This is a genomic window from Bradyrhizobium sp. 87 (assembly GCF_023073015.1).
Lineage (GTDB): Bacteria > Pseudomonadota > Alphaproteobacteria > Rhizobiales > Xanthobacteraceae > Bradyrhizobium > Bradyrhizobium canariense_D.
Genome location: NZ_JADPIQ010000128.1, coordinates 137,036 through 151,938 on the forward strand (window position 1 = coordinate 137,036; position 14,903 = coordinate 151,938).

Sequence of the window (14,903 nt, forward strand, 5' to 3'; positions counted from 1 at the left end):
CTTTTACAGCGACGTCGCGAGTGACCTTTTCAGCAAAGTGAGCAGCGCCTGTACCGCGGCGGCATTGCGCCGCCGTTCAGGGATCGCAGCCTTCACCCACAATTCCGGAATCGGAAACTCGCGCAGCACCGGCTTGAGCGCGCCGTCGCGCAAGGCGCCCGCGACGAGATAGTCCGATATCAACACAATGCCGTTGCCGGCGATGGCGCTGCGCGCCAGCACTTGGCCCTCGTTGCAGGACAGCAGCGGACTGACCTGGACGCTGATGCGGCCGCGCGGCCCGTCAAAGATCCATTCGGGGCCGGTCGGTAGAAAGCTGAGGCAGCGATGATCGACCAGATCACGCGGATGTTTTGGCGTGCCGTGTTTCTTCAAATAGGCAGGCGAGGCGCAGAGCAGCCGCTTCAGCGGGCACAAGGGTTCGTCGACGACACCGCCAAAGGAATGCGGGAAGGCGCCGATGGCGATGTCAAAGCCTTCGGTGACGGGATCGACCGGACGGTCGAACAGCACGATCTCGAGCTTGAGCCGCGGGTTCTGGGTCTGGAAGGCGGTGAAGACGTCCGCAAGCCGCGCGACCGTCAGCGAGGTCGGGGCCTTGATGCGCAGATGATCGACGAGATCGTGGCCCTTCTCGCCCATGCGCGACAGCAGATCGGCGGCGTCGGTGACGACGCCGCGGGCGCGATGCACGTAGCGCTGGCCGGCCTCGGTCAGCCGCAATTGCCGGGTCGAGCGATGAAACAGTGGCGTGCCGATCCGCGCCTCCAGCTGCGTGACGCGCTTGGCGACCACCGACGTCGAGACGCCGAGTTTTCGCGCGGCCGCGGAGAAGCCGGTGGCGTCGGCGGTCGCGAGGAACGCCTGAAGGTTTACCAGGATGTCCATCTTCGGCCTTTCGCGATTCGAGAAAGGTGATCGCCTATTTTGGCGGATTGTAGCTCGATCCGGGTTAATTCATAGTCCGGCCCAAGCAAAGGATTTCAGGGACAGGACGCGCCATGCAGGCCATGACGATCGAAGAACCGGCGCGCCAGGTGCCGCTTTACGGCGAATATGAAGTCGTCGTCCTCGGCGGCGGTCCGGCCGGCATCGTGGCGGCGGCCTCAAGCGCACGCGCGGGACGGAAGACGCTGCTGATCGAGCGGTACGGCTTCCTTGGCGGCATGGGCACCGCCGCAGGCGTCACCAATTTCTGCGGCCTGCACGGCAATGTCCACGGCGAGGCCCACCGGCTGGTGCAGGGCATGGCGTCGGAGTTGCTGGCGCGGATCGATCGCTTGAACGGCCTCAACGCGCCGCATCTGATTCTCGGCAAGGTCTTCGCCCAGGCCTACGACACCGCCGCCTACAAGATCGCGGCCGACCAACTGCTCGCCAGTCACAAGGTGCACATCCTTTTCCACGCGCTTGGTGCCGGTGTGGTGATGGGCGCTAACAGCCGCATCGATGCGCTGATGGTCGAGACCAAGGCCGGCCGGCAGGCGGTGCGATCGGAGATCTTCATCGATTGCTCCGGCGACGGCGATCTCGCGGTTTGGGCCGGCGCGCCGTTCGAATTCGGCGACGAGCACGGTCATCCGATGTATCCCTCGATGATGCTCCGTCTCAACAACATCGACCCGGAGAGGGCAGGCGAAGCCTGGCGGACCATTCCGCAATTGATGGAGCAGGCCACCGCCGCCGGCACCCACACATTCCCGCGCAAGAGCGCGATCGTGCGGCCGCAGAAGTCCGGCATCGAATGGCGGGTGAATTTTACGCAAGTGGCGCGCGAGGACGGCCATGCCATCAACGGCATCGAGCCTGATGATCTCACCCGCGGCGAGATCGAGGGCCGCAAGCAGGCGCTGGCTGCGTTCGAATTCCTGCGCACCGTGCCGGGCTTTGAAAAATCCTACATCGTCGACCTGCCGCCGCAGCTCGGCATCCGCGAAACCCGCCGCATCACGGGCGGCTATCAGCTCAGCGGCGAGGACGTGCTCGGCTGCGCTTCGTTCGAGGATTCCATCGGGGTCAATGGCTGGCCGATCGAGGCCCATGTCCCCGGCGACGTCGTCTTCACCTTCCCGCCGATCCCGGAATCGCGCGGCTATAACGAGCTGCCTTACCGCATGCTGGTGCCCGAAGGCGTCGATAATCTGCTGGTCGCCGGCCGCTGCGCCTCGATGACCCATGAGGGCCAATCGGCGGCCCGGGTCTCCGGTGCCTGTTTCGTGATGGGGGAGGCGGCCGGTTCCGCGGCAGCGCTGGCGCTCTCCGGAAACCGGATCCCGCGTGACATCCCCGTTGAAAAGCTGCAGGAAACGTTGAAACAACAGGGCGCCTTTATCGGACGGGACCAGCCCGTGCCTGAAGGCCTGTAACCGACTGCAAGATATCGACGGCGGAGGAAACGAAATGATCGGGATTGTGCGGCTCGCGCTAGCTGGCCTGATGGCGATCACAGCAATGGGCACGGCCCGAGCCGAGGACGCGCTGAAGGCCAGGATCGGCGTGCTCAGGCTATCCTCCTCCGCGCCGGTGTTCATCGCGCAGGACAAGGGCTATTTCCGCGAGGCCGGCCTCGAGGTCGAGCTGAAATTCTTCGACGCGGCGCAGCCGATCGCGGTGGCGACGACCTCGGGCGACATCGATTTCGGCGTCACCGCCTTCACCGCAGGTCTTTACAATCTCGCCGGCAAGGGCGTGCTCAAGGTGATCGGCGGCATGAGCCGCGAGAAGGCTGGTTATCCCCTGATCGGCTATTTCGCCAGCAACAACGCCTATGCGAGCGGTCTGAAGACGCCGAAGGACCTCGCGGGCAAGCGCGTGGCGATGACGCAGGTTGGCTCCTCCTTTCACTATTCGCTCGGCCTGCTTGCCGACAAATACGGTTTCAAGCTCGCCGACGTGAAGATTGTGCCGCTGCAATCGCTGTCGAATGCGGCGGCCGCGCTGAAGGGCGAGACCGTGGATGCAGCGCTGCTGCCGATCTCCACCGCGCGAAAGCTGATGGACGACGGTGGTGCGAAGTTTCTCGGCTGGGTCGGCGACGAGACACCCTGGCAATTGGGCGCGGTGTTCGCCTCGCCGAAGACGCTGACCAACAAGGTGCTGGTGACGAAGCTGCTCGGCGCCTTGGCAAAGGCCGACCGCGAATATCACGACGTCATCCTCGCCGCGATGAAGGACGGTGTCGCGCCGATCAATGACAAGACAAAGCCGCTGCTGGAGATCATCGCCAAATATACGAACCTCCCGGTCGAGCAGGTGGTCGGCAACTGCGCCTATATCGATCCCGACGGCAAGCTGGATGTGAAGAACGTCGACAACCAGATCAAATGGCTCCAGGAGCAGGGTTTTGCCGACAAGGGCTTCGACGCGAATGCGATCATCGCCAAGGAATTCGTGAAGGCGGATTGAGAGTAGAACGCAGTCCATGGACCTGATCGCTAACCACATCACCCATCGCTTCGGCGATCTCGCCGTGCTCGACAACGTCTCGTTCACCGTCAGCGCGGGCGAGGTGGTGGCGATCGTGGGGCCGTCGGGCTGCGGCAAGAGCACGTTGCTGTCGATCCTCGGCGGGCTGTTGCTGCCGACCTCCGGCGCGCCCGAGCTGCGTGGATCGCCGCCGGCGGACAGCCTCAATCCGCTCACCTTCGTGTTCCAGGACTTTGCGCTGCTGCCCTGGGCGAATGTGGAGGAGAACGTCGAATTCCCGCTGCTGCACACCCAGCTCTCGGCCGTGCAGCGCCGCGCGCTGGTCGAGGACGCCTTGCGCCGCACCGGCCTGACCGATTTTCGCAAAACCTATCCAAAGCAGCTTTCCGGCGGCATGCGCCAGCGCGTCGGCATTTCGCGCGCGCTCGCGGTCAGGCCGGCCATTCTCCTGATGGACGAGCCATTGTCGGCGTTGGATTCGCAGACCCGCGAACTGCTGATGGAGGATTTCGTCCGGCTGCTCGCCGATGGCGGCATGGGCGCCGTGTATGTCACGCATAATCTCGAAGAGGCGGCGAGGCTTGCCGACCGCATCGTGGTGCTGTCGCGGCGCCCTGGCCGTATTCGCGAGGTCGTGAGCGTGCCGATGACGCGCACTGAGCGCGGTGACATTGCAGCCCGTGAAAAGCTGCTCGCGCTTCAGAACCAGATCTGGTCGCTGATCCGCAACGAGGCGATCGATGCCGAGCGCGAGGTCCAGCATGCTTGATCGCGCTCCGGCGGGAACATCGACGAAGGATGAAGCGGTCCGGCGCGTCCGCTTTCGCGGCGCCGGCTTCGTGCCGGCGAGCAGCCGTTTCGGCGGCTGGATCGCGCTCGCGCTGGTCATTGCGATCTGGCAGGCCGCCGGCAGCACCGGCCTGGTCAATCCGCTATTCCTGCCACCGCCATCGGCGATCGCGCGGGCGATCTACCAGCTCGCGATCTCGGGTGCGCTGTGGCAGCACCTTTCCGCGTCGCTCCTGCGCATCGGTGTCGGCTGGCTGCTCGGCACGGCAGCCGGTGTCGCCGTTGGCTTTGCCATCGGCCTGTCGCGTCTGGCGCGCAGCGTCGGCATCACCTTCATCTCGGCGCTGTTCCCGATCCCGAAGATCGCGCTGCTGCCGCTGTTGATCCTCTGGCTCGGCATCGGTGAAGAGCCGAAGATCGCGACCATTGCGCTCGGGGTGTTCTTCTCGACCGCGATCTCGGTCTATAGCGGCGTCGACGCGGTGCCGCGCAACCTCATCCGCATGGCGCAGAGCTTCAACGTGCCGTTCGCCACCATCGTGCGCAAGGTGGTCTGGCCGGGCGCGCTGCCCGCGATCCTCGCCGGCTTCCGTATCACCTCGTCGGTGGCGCTGCTGCTCGTCGTCAGCGCCGAGATGATCGGCGCGCAGTACGGCATCGGCGCGTTCGTGCTGCAGGCTGGCAATTTGATGCAGACGGATCAGCTGCTCGCGGGCGTGGTGATTTTGTCGGTGTTTGGGTTGATGGTGGGGAGGGTGATCAACTGGCTGGAGACGCGGCTGTTGCACTGGCGGTGAGGTTTACTCCGTCATTGCGAGCGCAGCGAAGCAATCCAGACTGTCGCCGCGGAAAGATTCTGGATTGCTTCGCTGCGCTCGCAATGACGATGCTACCAGCAGCGTACCTCACGCATTCCCGCGATCCTCCCGGAACAAATCCAGCTTCTGCTGCACGGGGCGATCCGAGAAGCTGAACAGCACCGCATCCATATCAGCCTCGTGCGTGACCCATTGCCAGCTCGGCACCACGAACAAATCGCGCGGGCCCCATTCGAACGTCGCATCCCCGATGCGGGTACGGCCGTGGCCCTCGATCGGACAGAACACCGTCGCGTCCGTCGCGCGATAGCGCGCGGTCTTGAAGCCCTTCGGCAGCAGCTGGATGAACGTGCCGATGGTCGGCATCGCGAAGTCGCCGGTCTCGGGGTTGCTGAATTTCAGCTTCAGCCCGTGACAGGCATCCCACTCCTGGCTCGCGCGAGCCTTCTCCAGTGCCTCGCGCGTGTAGGCATAGGGATAGCTGAAGATCGGGGAAGTCTTCGAGCTCCGCTTCACGTCGACCGGCAGCAGATTGTGGCCGTAGCGTGCAAAGCTGTCGCCGGCCGGCCTTGTAATCTTCTGCTGATCCTCGTTGGAGCCTTCCGCGAAAGAGCAGTCGAAGAACTGCACCAGCGGAATGTCGAGACCGTCGAGCCAGAACATCGGCTGGTCGGTCTCGTTGGAATGATCGTGCCAGGTCATCGACGGCGTGATGATGAAGTCGCCGGGCTCCATCGCGGTGCGCTCGCCGTCCACGGCGGTGTGGGCGCCCTTGCCTTCGAGCACGAAGCGCAGTGCCGATTGGCTGTGCCGGTGCGCGGGCGCGACGTCGCCGGGCACCACCATCTGCACGCCGGCATAGAGCGACGTGGTGATTTTCGACTGTCCGCGCAGGCCGGGGTTTTCCAGAACCAGCACGCGCCGCTCGGCCTCTTTCGCCGTGATCAGCTTGCCGGCTTCGGTCATGTAGTCGCGGATGATGTCGAACTTCCACAGATGCGGCCGGCAGGCGCTCTTCGGCTCCGGCGTGATCAAATCGCTCATGACCGTCCAGAGCGCGGTGAGATTCTCGCCGTCGATCTTCTTGTAGAACGCCTCGCGTTCCGGCGTCTTGGTCACGGCTTCCATGGTGCGGCTCCCGTCGCTTTGTTGATTGACAGTATACTTACGATCTGGGTAGCGTCAACGTGCGAACAAGAACGAAACGGGAGGGTTCCGATGAAGCTGCACGGCTATTTCCGCTCCAGCGCCGCCTACCGGGTACGCATCGCGCTGAACCTCAAAGGCCGCGGTGCCGAGCACCTGCCGCATCATCTTCGCAAGGGCGAGCAATGTGCGCCAGCCTATCTCGCCATCAATCCGCAAGGCCTGGTGCCGGCGCTGGAGAACGATGCGGGCGCAGTGCTGACCCAATCGGTCGCCATCATCGAATGGCTCGACGAGACCCATCCCAACCCGCCCCTGTTGCCGAGGGATGCGTTGCAGCGCGCCAAGGTGAGGGCGTTCGCGCTGGCGATCGCCTGCGACACTCACCCCGTGCAGAACTTGAAGGTGCTGGCGCGGCTGCGCGAGCTCGGCCTTGCCGAGGAGAAGGTTCAGGACTGGGCGGCCTGGGTCAACCGCGAGGGGCTCGCGGCGTGCGAGACGCTGATCAGAAACGAGCCGGGCCCGTTCTGCTTCGGGGATGTGCCGACGCTCGCCGATCTCTGTCTTGTGCCGCAGCTCGCCAATGCGCGCCGCTTCGGCGTCGACGTCTCCGCCTATCCGCGCCTGCTTGAAGCGGAAGCTGCGGCCAAGGCCCTGCCGGCGTTCGTCAACGCCGCGCCGGAGAAGCAGCCCGATGCCGAGTAAGCCTGCCCCTCCAATCACGATAGACGCGGTCTATGCGGCGCCGGGCTATCTGTTCCGGCGCATGCAGCAGATCGCGGTCTCGATCTTCATGGAGGAGTGCAAGGCGTTCGACCTCACGCCGGTGCAATACGCGGCGCTGATCGCGATCCACACCCACCCCGGCATCGACGCGACGCGGCTGTCCGCGGTGATCGCCTTCGATCGCTCCACGCTCGGCAGCGTGATCGAGCGGCTTCAGGCCAAGGATTTCGTCGAGCGCAGGCCGGCGCCGGAAGACAAGCGGATCAAGCTGCTCTATTTGACCAAATCAGGCGCGGCGATCCTGCGCGACATCATTCCCGCCGTCGAACGCGCCCAGGCGCGGATGCTCGAGCCGCTCAAGCCAGCGGACCGCAAGGCGCTTATGGGGCTCCTGGCGCAGCTCGTCGATCTCAACAACGAGGCGTCGCGGGTGCCGCTCCGGGCGGAGGACGCGATGGAGCATCTGGGGAAGGCACCTTAATCCTGGTTGTCATCGCCCGCCTTCGCGGGCGATGGCAGCGGTGGCTCACATCCTCAGCAACGCCTGCCGGTCGATCTTCCCCGTGCCGGTCTTCGGCAGCTCGTCGATGAAGATCACCTCGCGCGGATATTTGTAAGGAAGCAGTTTGCCCTTCACGTAATCCTGCAGCCGCCGGGTCGTTTCGCTTTGATCCGCCGCGCGGGTGTTCATCACCACCACTGCCTTAAGCGTCATGCGCCGGTCCGGCAGCTCGGCGGCGAACACCGCGCATTCGCGGATGTCCGGGTGGTCGGCGAGGCAAAGCTCAACCTCGAGCGGGTAGACCCATTGGCCGGAGATCTTGATGAGATCGTCGGCGCGGCCGCGGAAGAAGTGAAAGCCATCGCCATCGCGGACGAAGCGGTCGCCGGTGTAGATCCAGCCGCCTTCGCGGATGGTCTCGGCGGATTTGTCCGGCCGGTTCCAGTACAGCGGCGTGTTGGAATCGCCGCGCACCCACAAGATGCCTTCCTCGTCGTCGGCGACATCGCGGCCGTCCTTGTCGCGCAGCGCGACCTCGTAGCCGGGCACGCGCAGGCCGGCGGCGCCGAGCTTCTTCCGCTCGGGGCGGTTGGAGAGATAGATGTGCAGCACCTCGGTCGAGCCGAGGCCTTCCACGATCTCGAGACCGGTGAGCGTCTTCCAGCCGTTGAAGACGTCGGCCGAGAGCACCTCGGCGGCCGAGAGCGCCATGCGCAGTGAGGAGAAGTCGGTCTTGTTCGCACCCTCGGCCTTGGTCAGCGATGTATAAAGCGTCGGCAGGCCGAAGAAGACCGTCGGCCTGTACTGCTCGATCGCCGAAAAGATTGCCACGGGCTTCGGCTGGCCGGGCAACAGCAGTGTCGTCGCGCCCGCCGAGAACGGGAAGGTGATCGCGTTGCCGAAGCCATAGGCGAAGAAGATTTTTGGCACCGAGAAGCAGATGTCATCCGGCGTCAGCTTCAAGACGTTCTGCGCAAAGGCGACTTCGCTATAGGCCATGTCGTGCTGGAGATGCACGATGCCCTTGGGGCGGCCGGTCGATCCGGACGAATACATCCAGAACGCCATCTCGTTGCGATGCGTGTCGGCTTCCGCGAGCTCAGTCGGAAACTGGGGGAGCCAGCCGGCGGCGGAAACGGCGTTCGGCGCGGCGTGATCGCTCGCCGGGCCATTGACGACGACCAGGGTATGCAGGGCCGTGTCCTTGCAGGCCTCGGCGTTGAAACGTGCACAGAACTCGGCGTCCGCCACCGCAACAGTCGCGCCGGAATCGGCGAGATAGAATTGCAGCAGATCCGGCGGTGTCAGCGTGTTGATCAGCAATGGCACGAAGCCGGCGCGCACCGCGCCGAAGAACGCGGCCGGGTAGGCCGGAGTGTCATCGAGGAACAACAGCACGCGATCGCCGCGCTTGAGGCCAAGCGAGGCAAAGCCGTTGCCCCAGCGCCCGGCTTCCGCGCAGAGCTCCGCGTAGGTGCGCGTGCTCGCGGGGCCGATGAGCGCGAGCTTGTCACCGTGGCCTTTGCCGACATTGTCGAACAGCACGCGGCTGGCATTGTAGACCTGCGGAACGGAAAAGCCGATCTCGCGCGCGCCCGCGCAGTCGGCGGGCACCTGGTCGTGAATCTGCCGGCTCATGCCTCGTCCCCACCGTTCTTGGCGGCTTCGTAGCGCGCCATGAAGCCCGGCGACATCGCGCGCAGGCGGGAGTCGTCGATGCGGCCGGAGCGGGTGATGTAGCTATAGGCAAAGTCCATCAGGCCCTGCTGCATGTGCTGAGCAAAGTGCTCGTACCAGAAAGCGCTGGTCCGCGCGGCATTGACGAGCTTCTGCACCACCGGCTTTCGCGCGGCCTGGTAGCGATGCAGGGCGGTCGAGAGATGGGCGTCCGATTCCAGCGCCTTGACCAGTGCAATGGCGTCCTCGATCGCGAGCCGCGTGCCGGAGCCGATCGAAAAATGCGCCGAGTGCAGGGCGTCACCGAGCAGCACCATGTTCTTGAACGACCAGTGCTCGTTCCAGACCCAGGGGAAGTTGCGCCAGACCGATTTGTTGGAAACCAGCGAGCGGCCGCCGAGCGTGTCGGCGAACACCTCCTCGCAGACACCTTTGGACTGCTCCACGTCCTTGTAGGCGAAACCGTAGGCCTGCCACGTCGCATGGTCGCATTCGACCAGGAAGGTGCTCATGGTCGGCGAGTAGCGGTAGTGATGGGCGTTGAAGGCACCGCGGTCGGTCTTGACGAAGGTCTGCGACAGCGTCTCGAAGCGCTTCGAGGTGCCGTACCAGACGAACTTGTTCGAGGAGTAGGACAGCGAGGTGCCGAAATCGCCTTCGAAGGCGCGGCGTACCAGCGAGTTCAGCCCGTCGGCAGCGACGATCAGATCGTGCCCGTTGAGCTGATCGATCGCATGAATCGGCGTGTCGAAGCGCGGGGTGACGCCGGCATTGATCGCGCGCTGCTGCAGGAATCGCAAGAGCTCGAGCCGGCCGATCGAGGAGAAGCCGACGCCGTCGATGGCCACGCTGTCGCCGCTCAGGTTCAGCGTGATGTTCTCCCAGCTCTCCATGTGCGGCGAGATCGCGTCGACCGTCTCGGGGTCGTCGGCGCGCAGGAATTCCAGGGCCTGATCAGAAAACACCACGCCAAAGCCCCAGGTCGCGTCGGCCGGGTTCTGTTCGAACAGGTCGACTTGATCCTCGGGGTGACGCTTCTTCCAGAGATAGGCGAAGTAGAGCCCACCGGGCCCCCCGCCAATCACGGCGATCCGCAACGTCTGCCTCCCTAATTGACAGTATACTTACTATCTAGGGGTAGACTAATGTGCTCCGGCCACCCGCGCCAGCGGAATTATCGGCAAGCCGCGCGGCACACCACAGCTCACGTCCGGACGCGCGTTTGGCGCGTGTCCGAAGCAGTGACCTTGCGAAGCATAGCCAAACCGTGGCGGCTTGGCCATCCGCCCCGTCAGACGCAGCGCTTCACCCGTACGCCGCCCACGAGCACGGTGGTGCAGCGGACCGCCGGATGGCACGCTTCTCTAGCGTGCCGCGAACGGCGCCAGCACGTCCTTGCAGGCAGGTGACAGCGACGCGGCGTTGCTGGCGATGCACTGCACGATGCGGCCGCCGCCAGGCGCTACGCCGGCGCACAGCGTGCGGATGTCGGCACCGCAGGCGGAGCGGACGATGAACAGCTCTTCGCGCGGCCGCAGCGGGCGCAACGCGATCACGGCGGGCGCGGCTGCCGGTGCTGCCGCCGCCGCGGGAGCCGCGCCCGGAGGTGCCGCCGTTGCTGCCGTGCCACCGCCGCCGGCCGCGGCGCTCACGGCCTTCTCGCAGGCCGGCGAAACCTTTGCCTTGTTCTTCTCGAGGCATTCGAGCGCAGGCGCGCCGCCTGGCGGCACGCTGGCGCACACCTTGGGATAATCGGCGCGGCACGCGCTCTTGACGGCAGCGACCTGCGCGCTGCTCGGCTGTTTGGCTGCCGCGTCCTTCGGCGCTGCTCCAGATGCCGGCTTTGCGGCGGGGGCGGTTTCAGCCTTCGGCGCGGCAGGCGCGGCCTCCGCCTTGGGTGGAGCCTCTTTGGGTGCAGCCTCGGTCTTCGGCGCCGCAGCAGGCTCGACGGCGCGGACCGCGGTTTGGCATCCCGAGGACAGGCTGGACATGTTCTTCTGCAGGCATTGATAGGCTTCCACGCCGCCGGGCGTGACGCTCGCGCAGTGCGCCATGAAATCCGAGCGGCATGCGGAGCGGATCGCGCTCTTTTGCGCCTCGGTCGGCGCTTGTGCGAATGCGCCTGCTGCAGTTGCGAAGAGAGCCGCCGCCAGCAACGCCCCGCGTGCCGACGCATGTTTCAACGTGTTGAACATCCGAGTATTCCTGCCCTGTCGGCAACGCCGACAATTTTTTCAAATGTGATGCAAACAATCGTCGCGGGTGATGCCGCGCGCGACATCATTGGCCGCCGCGACCTCTACCGCAAGTAGATATTGGCTTTGCAATTGCGACGTAACTACGTCGTCAGAGCTTGATCATCCGCTTGCCGCGGTTCTCGCCCGCCAGCAATCCGACCAGCGCCTTCGGCGTGTTCTCGAGGCCGTCGATGATATCCTCCTGCACCTTCAGCTTGCCGGATGTGACCCAGGCCTGGAGGTCGGCGAGCGCTCGCTGACTCTCTTTCATGTAGTCCATCACGATGAAGCCTTGCATGACGAGCCGCTTCACCACGATCAGGCCGGGCACGCCGCGCGGGCCGTGTGCCGAGGGCGCGCCGTCATATTGCGAGATCGCACCGCAGCAGGCGATGCGGCCGTAATTGTTCATCTGCGGCAGGCAGGCTTCGAGAATGTCGCCGCCGACATTGTCGAAATAGACATCGATGCCCTTCGGAGCCGCCGCGCGCAACGCCTTGAACACCGCGCCGTCCTTGTAGTCGACGGCGGCATCGAAGCCGAGTTCGGAGGTCAGCCAGCTGCACTTGTCGGCGCCGCCGGCGATGCCGATGACCCGGCATCCCTTGATCTTCGCGATTTGCCCGACGATCGAGCCGACCGAGCCCGCGGCCGCGGAGACCACGACCGTCTCGCCCTCTCTGGGCTTGCCGATCTCCAGCAGGCCGAAATAGGCGGTGAGGCCGGCAATGCCGAACACGCTGAGCAGATGCGTCATCGGCTCGAGCTTCGGCATCTTGGTGAGATGCTTGGCGGGCACTGTCGCCAACTCCTGCCAGCCGGTGTCGCCGAACACGATGTCGCCCGGCGCAAGCTCCGGCGCCTTCGAGCTGATGACCTCGGCGATGGCGCCGCCGGCCATCACGCTGTTGGCCTCCACCGCTGAACGATAGGTCGCGCCGTGCATCCAGGCGCGGTTGGCGGCGTCGAGCGAGATGTAACGCACGCGCAGCAAGGCCTCGCCGTCCTTCGGCTCGGGCACCGCACCTTCGACCAGCTTGAAGTGCTCGGGACCGAGCTTGCCGCTGGGCTTTTCCACCAAAAGAATCTGACGATTGATGCTGCCGCTCATGATGTTTCCCCTCGGTCGTTTGACGATTATTGATGCAGCGGCCGCAAGAAAAACGTGCAAGCCGCTTTCGTTGTGCGCTGCATGAAGGCTAGATCGCGGGCGCCAGTTTCGCAACGGGAACATCCGCCCGACGATCGCACGCCAAGCGTGTTGCGCAGTCGTCATATCTGCGACATCATGAAGCGGTCGGTGTAGCGGGGGTGTTCAATGTCGAACAGGTTTACGCAATTCATTCTGGTGGCGATGGTGCTCGGCATCATCATGGGCGCGGCGATCTACAATTTCCTGCCCGACACGCGGGGCGACTGGGCCTCGTCCATCAACCTGATCGCCGTGATTTTCCTGCGCCTGATCAAGATGATCATCGCGCCGCTGGTATTTGCGACCCTGGTCGGCGGCATTGCTCATATGGGCTCGGGCTCCAAGCTCGGCCGCATCTTCGCCAAGACCATGGGCTGGTTCGTCAGCGCCTCTTTCGTCTCGCTGATGCTCGGCCTCGTGATGGTCAATCTGCTCCAGCCCGGCGCGAATTTCCCGGGTACGCTGCCTGACAAGGCGCAGTCGACCGGCCTGCCGGTTTCCGCCTTCTCGATCGAAAAATTCCTGACCCATCTGATCCCGACCTCGATCGCGGATGCGATGGCGCAGAACGAGATCCTGCAGATCGTGATCTTCGCCGTGTTCTTCTCGGTGGCGATGGGCTCGATGCCCGAGCGCTCCAAGCCGATCCTGGCGCTGATCGACGACATCGGCCACATCATGCTCAAGGTGACGGGCTATGTGATGCTGTTCGCGCCGTTCGCGGTCTGGGCCGCCATCACCGCGACGGTTGCCAAGAACGGCCTGCTAGTGCTCTGGAAGCTCATCGTCTTCATGGGTGGCTTCTATCTCTCGCTCGCGCTCCTGTGGGGCATCCTGGTGGTCGTGGGCTTCATCGTGATCGGGCCGCGCTACGCCCATCTGCTGAAGCTGATCCGCGAACCGCTGATGATCGCGTTCTCCACCGCGAGCTCGGAAGCGGCGTATCCGAAAACTCTGGAGGGGTTGAACAAGTTCGGCGCCTCGTCGCGGATATCGAGCTTCGTGCTGCCGCTCGGCTATTCCTTCAATCTCGACGGCACGATGATGTACTGCACCTTCGCGAGCGTCTTCATCGCGCAGAGCTATCACATCGACATGCCGCTCGGCACCCAGCTCGCGATGCTGGCAACGCTGATGATCACCTCGAAGGGCGTGGCCGGCGTGCCGCGCGCCTCCCTCGTGGTGATCGCCTCGACGCTCTCGCAGTTCGGCATCCCCGAGGCGGGGCTGTTGATGATCATGGGCATCGACACCTTCCTCGACATGGGCCGCAGCGCCACCAACGTGATCGGCAACACGCTCGCGACCTCGGTCGTGGCCAAGTGGGAAGGCGAGCTCGGGCCCGAGCACGAGCTTGAACCTGGCGATGCCGTGCCGGGGGACATGATCCCCGGCGAAGTGCCTGCGATGGCCGGCCATTGATCGGAGTGCATCATGCGCCTTTCAATGGCGATATCGGGCGGCCTGTTGCTGGCAGCGTGCCTGCTGGCCACGGGTGCCTCCGCCCAGACCGGTGGCAGCGAAGGGCTTAGCCCGACGCTGTCGGCGATCAAGACCGCGCACACCGTGCGCCTCGGCTATCGCGAGAGCTCGCCGCCGTTCTCCTTCCTCGACCAGGCCAACCGGCCGATCGGCTACAGCCTCGAGCTTTGCGAGGCTATTGTCGAGGAGATCGGCGTCGAGGTCGACGATCCCAATCTGAAGATCGCCTACGTCAAGGTCACCTCCGATGACCGCATCGACGCCGTGCTCCAGAACAAGATCGACCTGGAATGCGGCTCGACCACGGCCAATGCCGAGCGCGGCAAGCGCGTCGCCTTCTCGCCGCTGATGTTCGTCGCCGGCACCAAGCTGATGGTGCCGAAGGCGTCCAGCGTCCAGTCACTGACTGATCTGAAGGGCAAGACCGTCGTGGTGACGAAGGGCACCACCAACGAGCAGGCGATCCAGGCGGCCGACAAGAAGTCATCGTTGGGACTGACCATCGTTGTCGGTGCCGATCACGAACAGTCATACCAGATGCTCGTCGACGGCAAGGCCGATGCGTTCGCGACCGACGACATCCTGCTGTCCAGCCTGATCGTGCGTCACAAGGCACAGGACAAGTTCCGCGTCACCGGCGATTACCTGTCCTACGACCCCTACGGCATCATGTTCCGCAAGGGCGAACCGCAACTGGCGGCGGTGGTCGATCGCACTTTCCGCAAGCTCGGCTCCAACCACGACCTCGTTCCGCTCTACAACAAATGGTTCACCGCACGGCTTCCGACCGGCGAACGGCTGAACGTGCCGATCTCGCTGCAGCTGGAGGAAGCCTTCAAGGCGATGGACGATTCCGCGAGCGCGAATAACTAGCGCCTGTGCGACGAACGAAAGTGTGCCCTCTCCCT

14 protein-coding genes are annotated in these 14,903 nt (G+C 64.5%); 8 read left to right on the top strand and 6 right to left on the bottom strand.

Going from position 1 to position 14,903, the window contains the following annotated elements:
- Positions 1-3: 3 nt before the first annotated feature.
- Complete coding sequence (locus IVB50_RS31995) at positions 4-888, bottom strand: LysR family transcriptional regulator (RefSeq protein ID WP_018452983.1); 885 nt, start codon at positions 886-888, stop codon at positions 4-6.
- A gap of 113 nt (positions 889-1,001) precedes the next feature.
- Here IVB50_RS31995 and IVB50_RS32000 point away from each other — a divergent pair, with 113 nt between their 5' ends.
- The 4 genes from IVB50_RS32000 to IVB50_RS32015 are packed head-to-tail and all read left to right on the top strand — an operon-like array spanning position 1,002 to position 5,012.
- A complete protein-coding gene (locus IVB50_RS32000; protein WP_018452984.1) occupies positions 1,002-2,366 on the top strand; it encodes an FAD-dependent oxidoreductase in 1,365 nt (454 codons plus the stop codon).
- 34 nt (positions 2,367-2,400) lie between these two features.
- Positions 2,401-3,405, top strand: coding sequence for an ABC transporter substrate-binding protein (locus IVB50_RS32005; protein WP_018452985.1), 1,005 nt, complete (start codon positions 2,401-2,403; stop codon positions 3,403-3,405).
- 16 nt (positions 3,406-3,421) lie between these two features.
- A complete protein-coding gene (locus tag IVB50_RS32010; protein WP_247299209.1) occupies positions 3,422-4,195 on the top strand; it encodes an ABC transporter ATP-binding protein in 774 nt (257 codons plus the stop codon).
- Positions 4,188-5,012: an ABC transporter permease gene (locus IVB50_RS32015; RefSeq protein WP_018452987.1), complete on the top strand. Its 825-nt coding sequence runs from the start codon at positions 4,188-4,190 to the stop codon at positions 5,010-5,012. The genes IVB50_RS32010 and IVB50_RS32015 overlap by 8 nt, the downstream gene beginning before the upstream one ends.
- Positions 5,013-5,120: 108 nt before the next feature.
- Here IVB50_RS32015 and gtdA read toward each other — a convergent pair whose 3' ends face one another.
- The gene (gene gtdA / locus IVB50_RS32020) at positions 5,121-6,161 is read right to left on the bottom strand and encodes a gentisate 1,2-dioxygenase (RefSeq protein WP_018452988.1); all 1,041 of its coding nucleotides are present in this window, start codon (positions 6,159-6,161) and stop codon (positions 5,121-5,123) included.
- Between the two features lie 90 nt (positions 6,162-6,251).
- Here gtdA and maiA point away from each other — a divergent pair, with 90 nt between their 5' ends.
- Positions 6,252-6,884, top strand: coding sequence for a maleylacetoacetate isomerase (maiA, locus tag IVB50_RS32025; protein ID WP_018452989.1), 633 nt, complete (start codon positions 6,252-6,254; stop codon positions 6,882-6,884).
- A complete protein-coding gene (locus tag IVB50_RS32030) occupies positions 6,874-7,386 on the top strand; it encodes a MarR family transcriptional regulator (RefSeq protein ID WP_018452990.1) in 513 nt (170 codons plus the stop codon). Before maiA ends, IVB50_RS32030 begins: the two co-directional genes overlap by 11 nt.
- 45 nt (positions 7,387-7,431) lie before the next feature.
- Here IVB50_RS32030 and IVB50_RS32035 read toward each other — a convergent pair whose 3' ends face one another.
- The 4 genes from IVB50_RS32035 to IVB50_RS32050 form a co-directional block, all read right to left on the bottom strand.
- On the bottom strand, positions 7,432-9,045 hold the full coding sequence (locus IVB50_RS32035; protein WP_018452991.1) for a benzoate-CoA ligase family protein: 1,614 nt from the start codon (positions 9,043-9,045) through the stop codon (positions 7,432-7,434).
- Positions 9,042-10,181 carry an FAD-dependent monooxygenase gene (locus IVB50_RS32040; protein ID WP_018452992.1) on the bottom strand — a complete coding sequence of 380 codons (1,140 nt, stop codon included), beginning with the start codon at positions 10,179-10,181 and terminating at the stop codon, positions 9,042-9,044. Before IVB50_RS32040 ends, IVB50_RS32035 begins: the two co-directional genes overlap by 4 nt.
- 267 nt (positions 10,182-10,448) lie before the next feature.
- A complete protein-coding gene (locus IVB50_RS32045) occupies positions 10,449-11,279 on the bottom strand; it encodes a cysteine rich repeat-containing protein (protein WP_247299211.1) in 831 nt (276 codons plus the stop codon).
- A gap of 151 nt (positions 11,280-11,430) precedes the next feature.
- Complete coding sequence (locus IVB50_RS32050; RefSeq protein ID WP_018452994.1) at positions 11,431-12,432, bottom strand: NADP-dependent oxidoreductase; 1,002 nt, start codon at positions 12,430-12,432, stop codon at positions 11,431-11,433.
- Between the two features lie 207 nt (positions 12,433-12,639).
- Between IVB50_RS32050 and IVB50_RS32055 the strand changes: the two genes are divergently transcribed.
- Positions 12,640-13,935, top strand: coding sequence for a dicarboxylate/amino acid:cation symporter (locus tag IVB50_RS32055; protein WP_027569994.1), 1,296 nt, complete (start codon positions 12,640-12,642; stop codon positions 13,933-13,935).
- Between the two features lie 12 nt (positions 13,936-13,947).
- Positions 13,948-14,868 (top strand): amino acid ABC transporter substrate-binding protein, encoded by a 921-nt coding sequence (locus IVB50_RS32060; protein WP_026232434.1) that lies wholly within the window; start codon positions 13,948-13,950, stop codon positions 14,866-14,868.
- The last annotated feature ends 35 nt before the right edge of the window (positions 14,869-14,903 follow it).

Bases quoted from the DNA above. Each gene is read 5' to 3' on its own strand.
- IVB50_RS31995 (WP_018452983.1), bottom strand. From the start codon at position 888: ATGGACATCCTGGTAAACCTTCAGGCGTTCCTCGCGACCGCCGACGCC.
- IVB50_RS32000 (WP_018452984.1), top strand. From the start codon at position 1,002: ATGCAGGCCATGACGATCGAAGAACCGGCGCGCCAGGTGCCGCTTTAC.
- IVB50_RS32005 (WP_018452985.1), top strand. From the start codon at position 2,401: ATGATCGGGATTGTGCGGCTCGCGCTAGCTGGCCTGATGGCGATCACA.
- IVB50_RS32010 (WP_247299209.1), top strand. From the start codon at position 3,422: ATGGACCTGATCGCTAACCACATCACCCATCGCTTCGGCGATCTCGCC.
- IVB50_RS32015 (WP_018452987.1), top strand. From the start codon at position 4,188: ATGCTTGATCGCGCTCCGGCGGGAACATCGACGAAGGATGAAGCGGTC.
- gtdA (WP_018452988.1), bottom strand. From the start codon at position 6,161: ATGGAAGCCGTGACCAAGACGCCGGAACGCGAGGCGTTCTACAAGAAG.
- maiA (WP_018452989.1), top strand. From the start codon at position 6,252: ATGAAGCTGCACGGCTATTTCCGCTCCAGCGCCGCCTACCGGGTACGC.
- IVB50_RS32030 (WP_018452990.1), top strand. From the start codon at position 6,874: ATGCCGAGTAAGCCTGCCCCTCCAATCACGATAGACGCGGTCTATGCG.
- IVB50_RS32035 (WP_018452991.1), bottom strand. From the start codon at position 9,045: ATGAGCCGGCAGATTCACGACCAGGTGCCCGCCGACTGCGCGGGCGCG.
- IVB50_RS32045 (WP_247299211.1), bottom strand. From the start codon at position 11,279: ATGTTCAACACGTTGAAACATGCGTCGGCACGCGGGGCGTTGCTGGCG.
- IVB50_RS32050 (WP_018452994.1), bottom strand. From the start codon at position 12,432: ATGAGCGGCAGCATCAATCGTCAGATTCTTTTGGTGGAAAAGCCCAGC.
- IVB50_RS32055 (WP_027569994.1), top strand. From the start codon at position 12,640: ATGTCGAACAGGTTTACGCAATTCATTCTGGTGGCGATGGTGCTCGGC.
- IVB50_RS32060 (WP_026232434.1), top strand. From the start codon at position 13,948: ATGCGCCTTTCAATGGCGATATCGGGCGGCCTGTTGCTGGCAGCGTGC.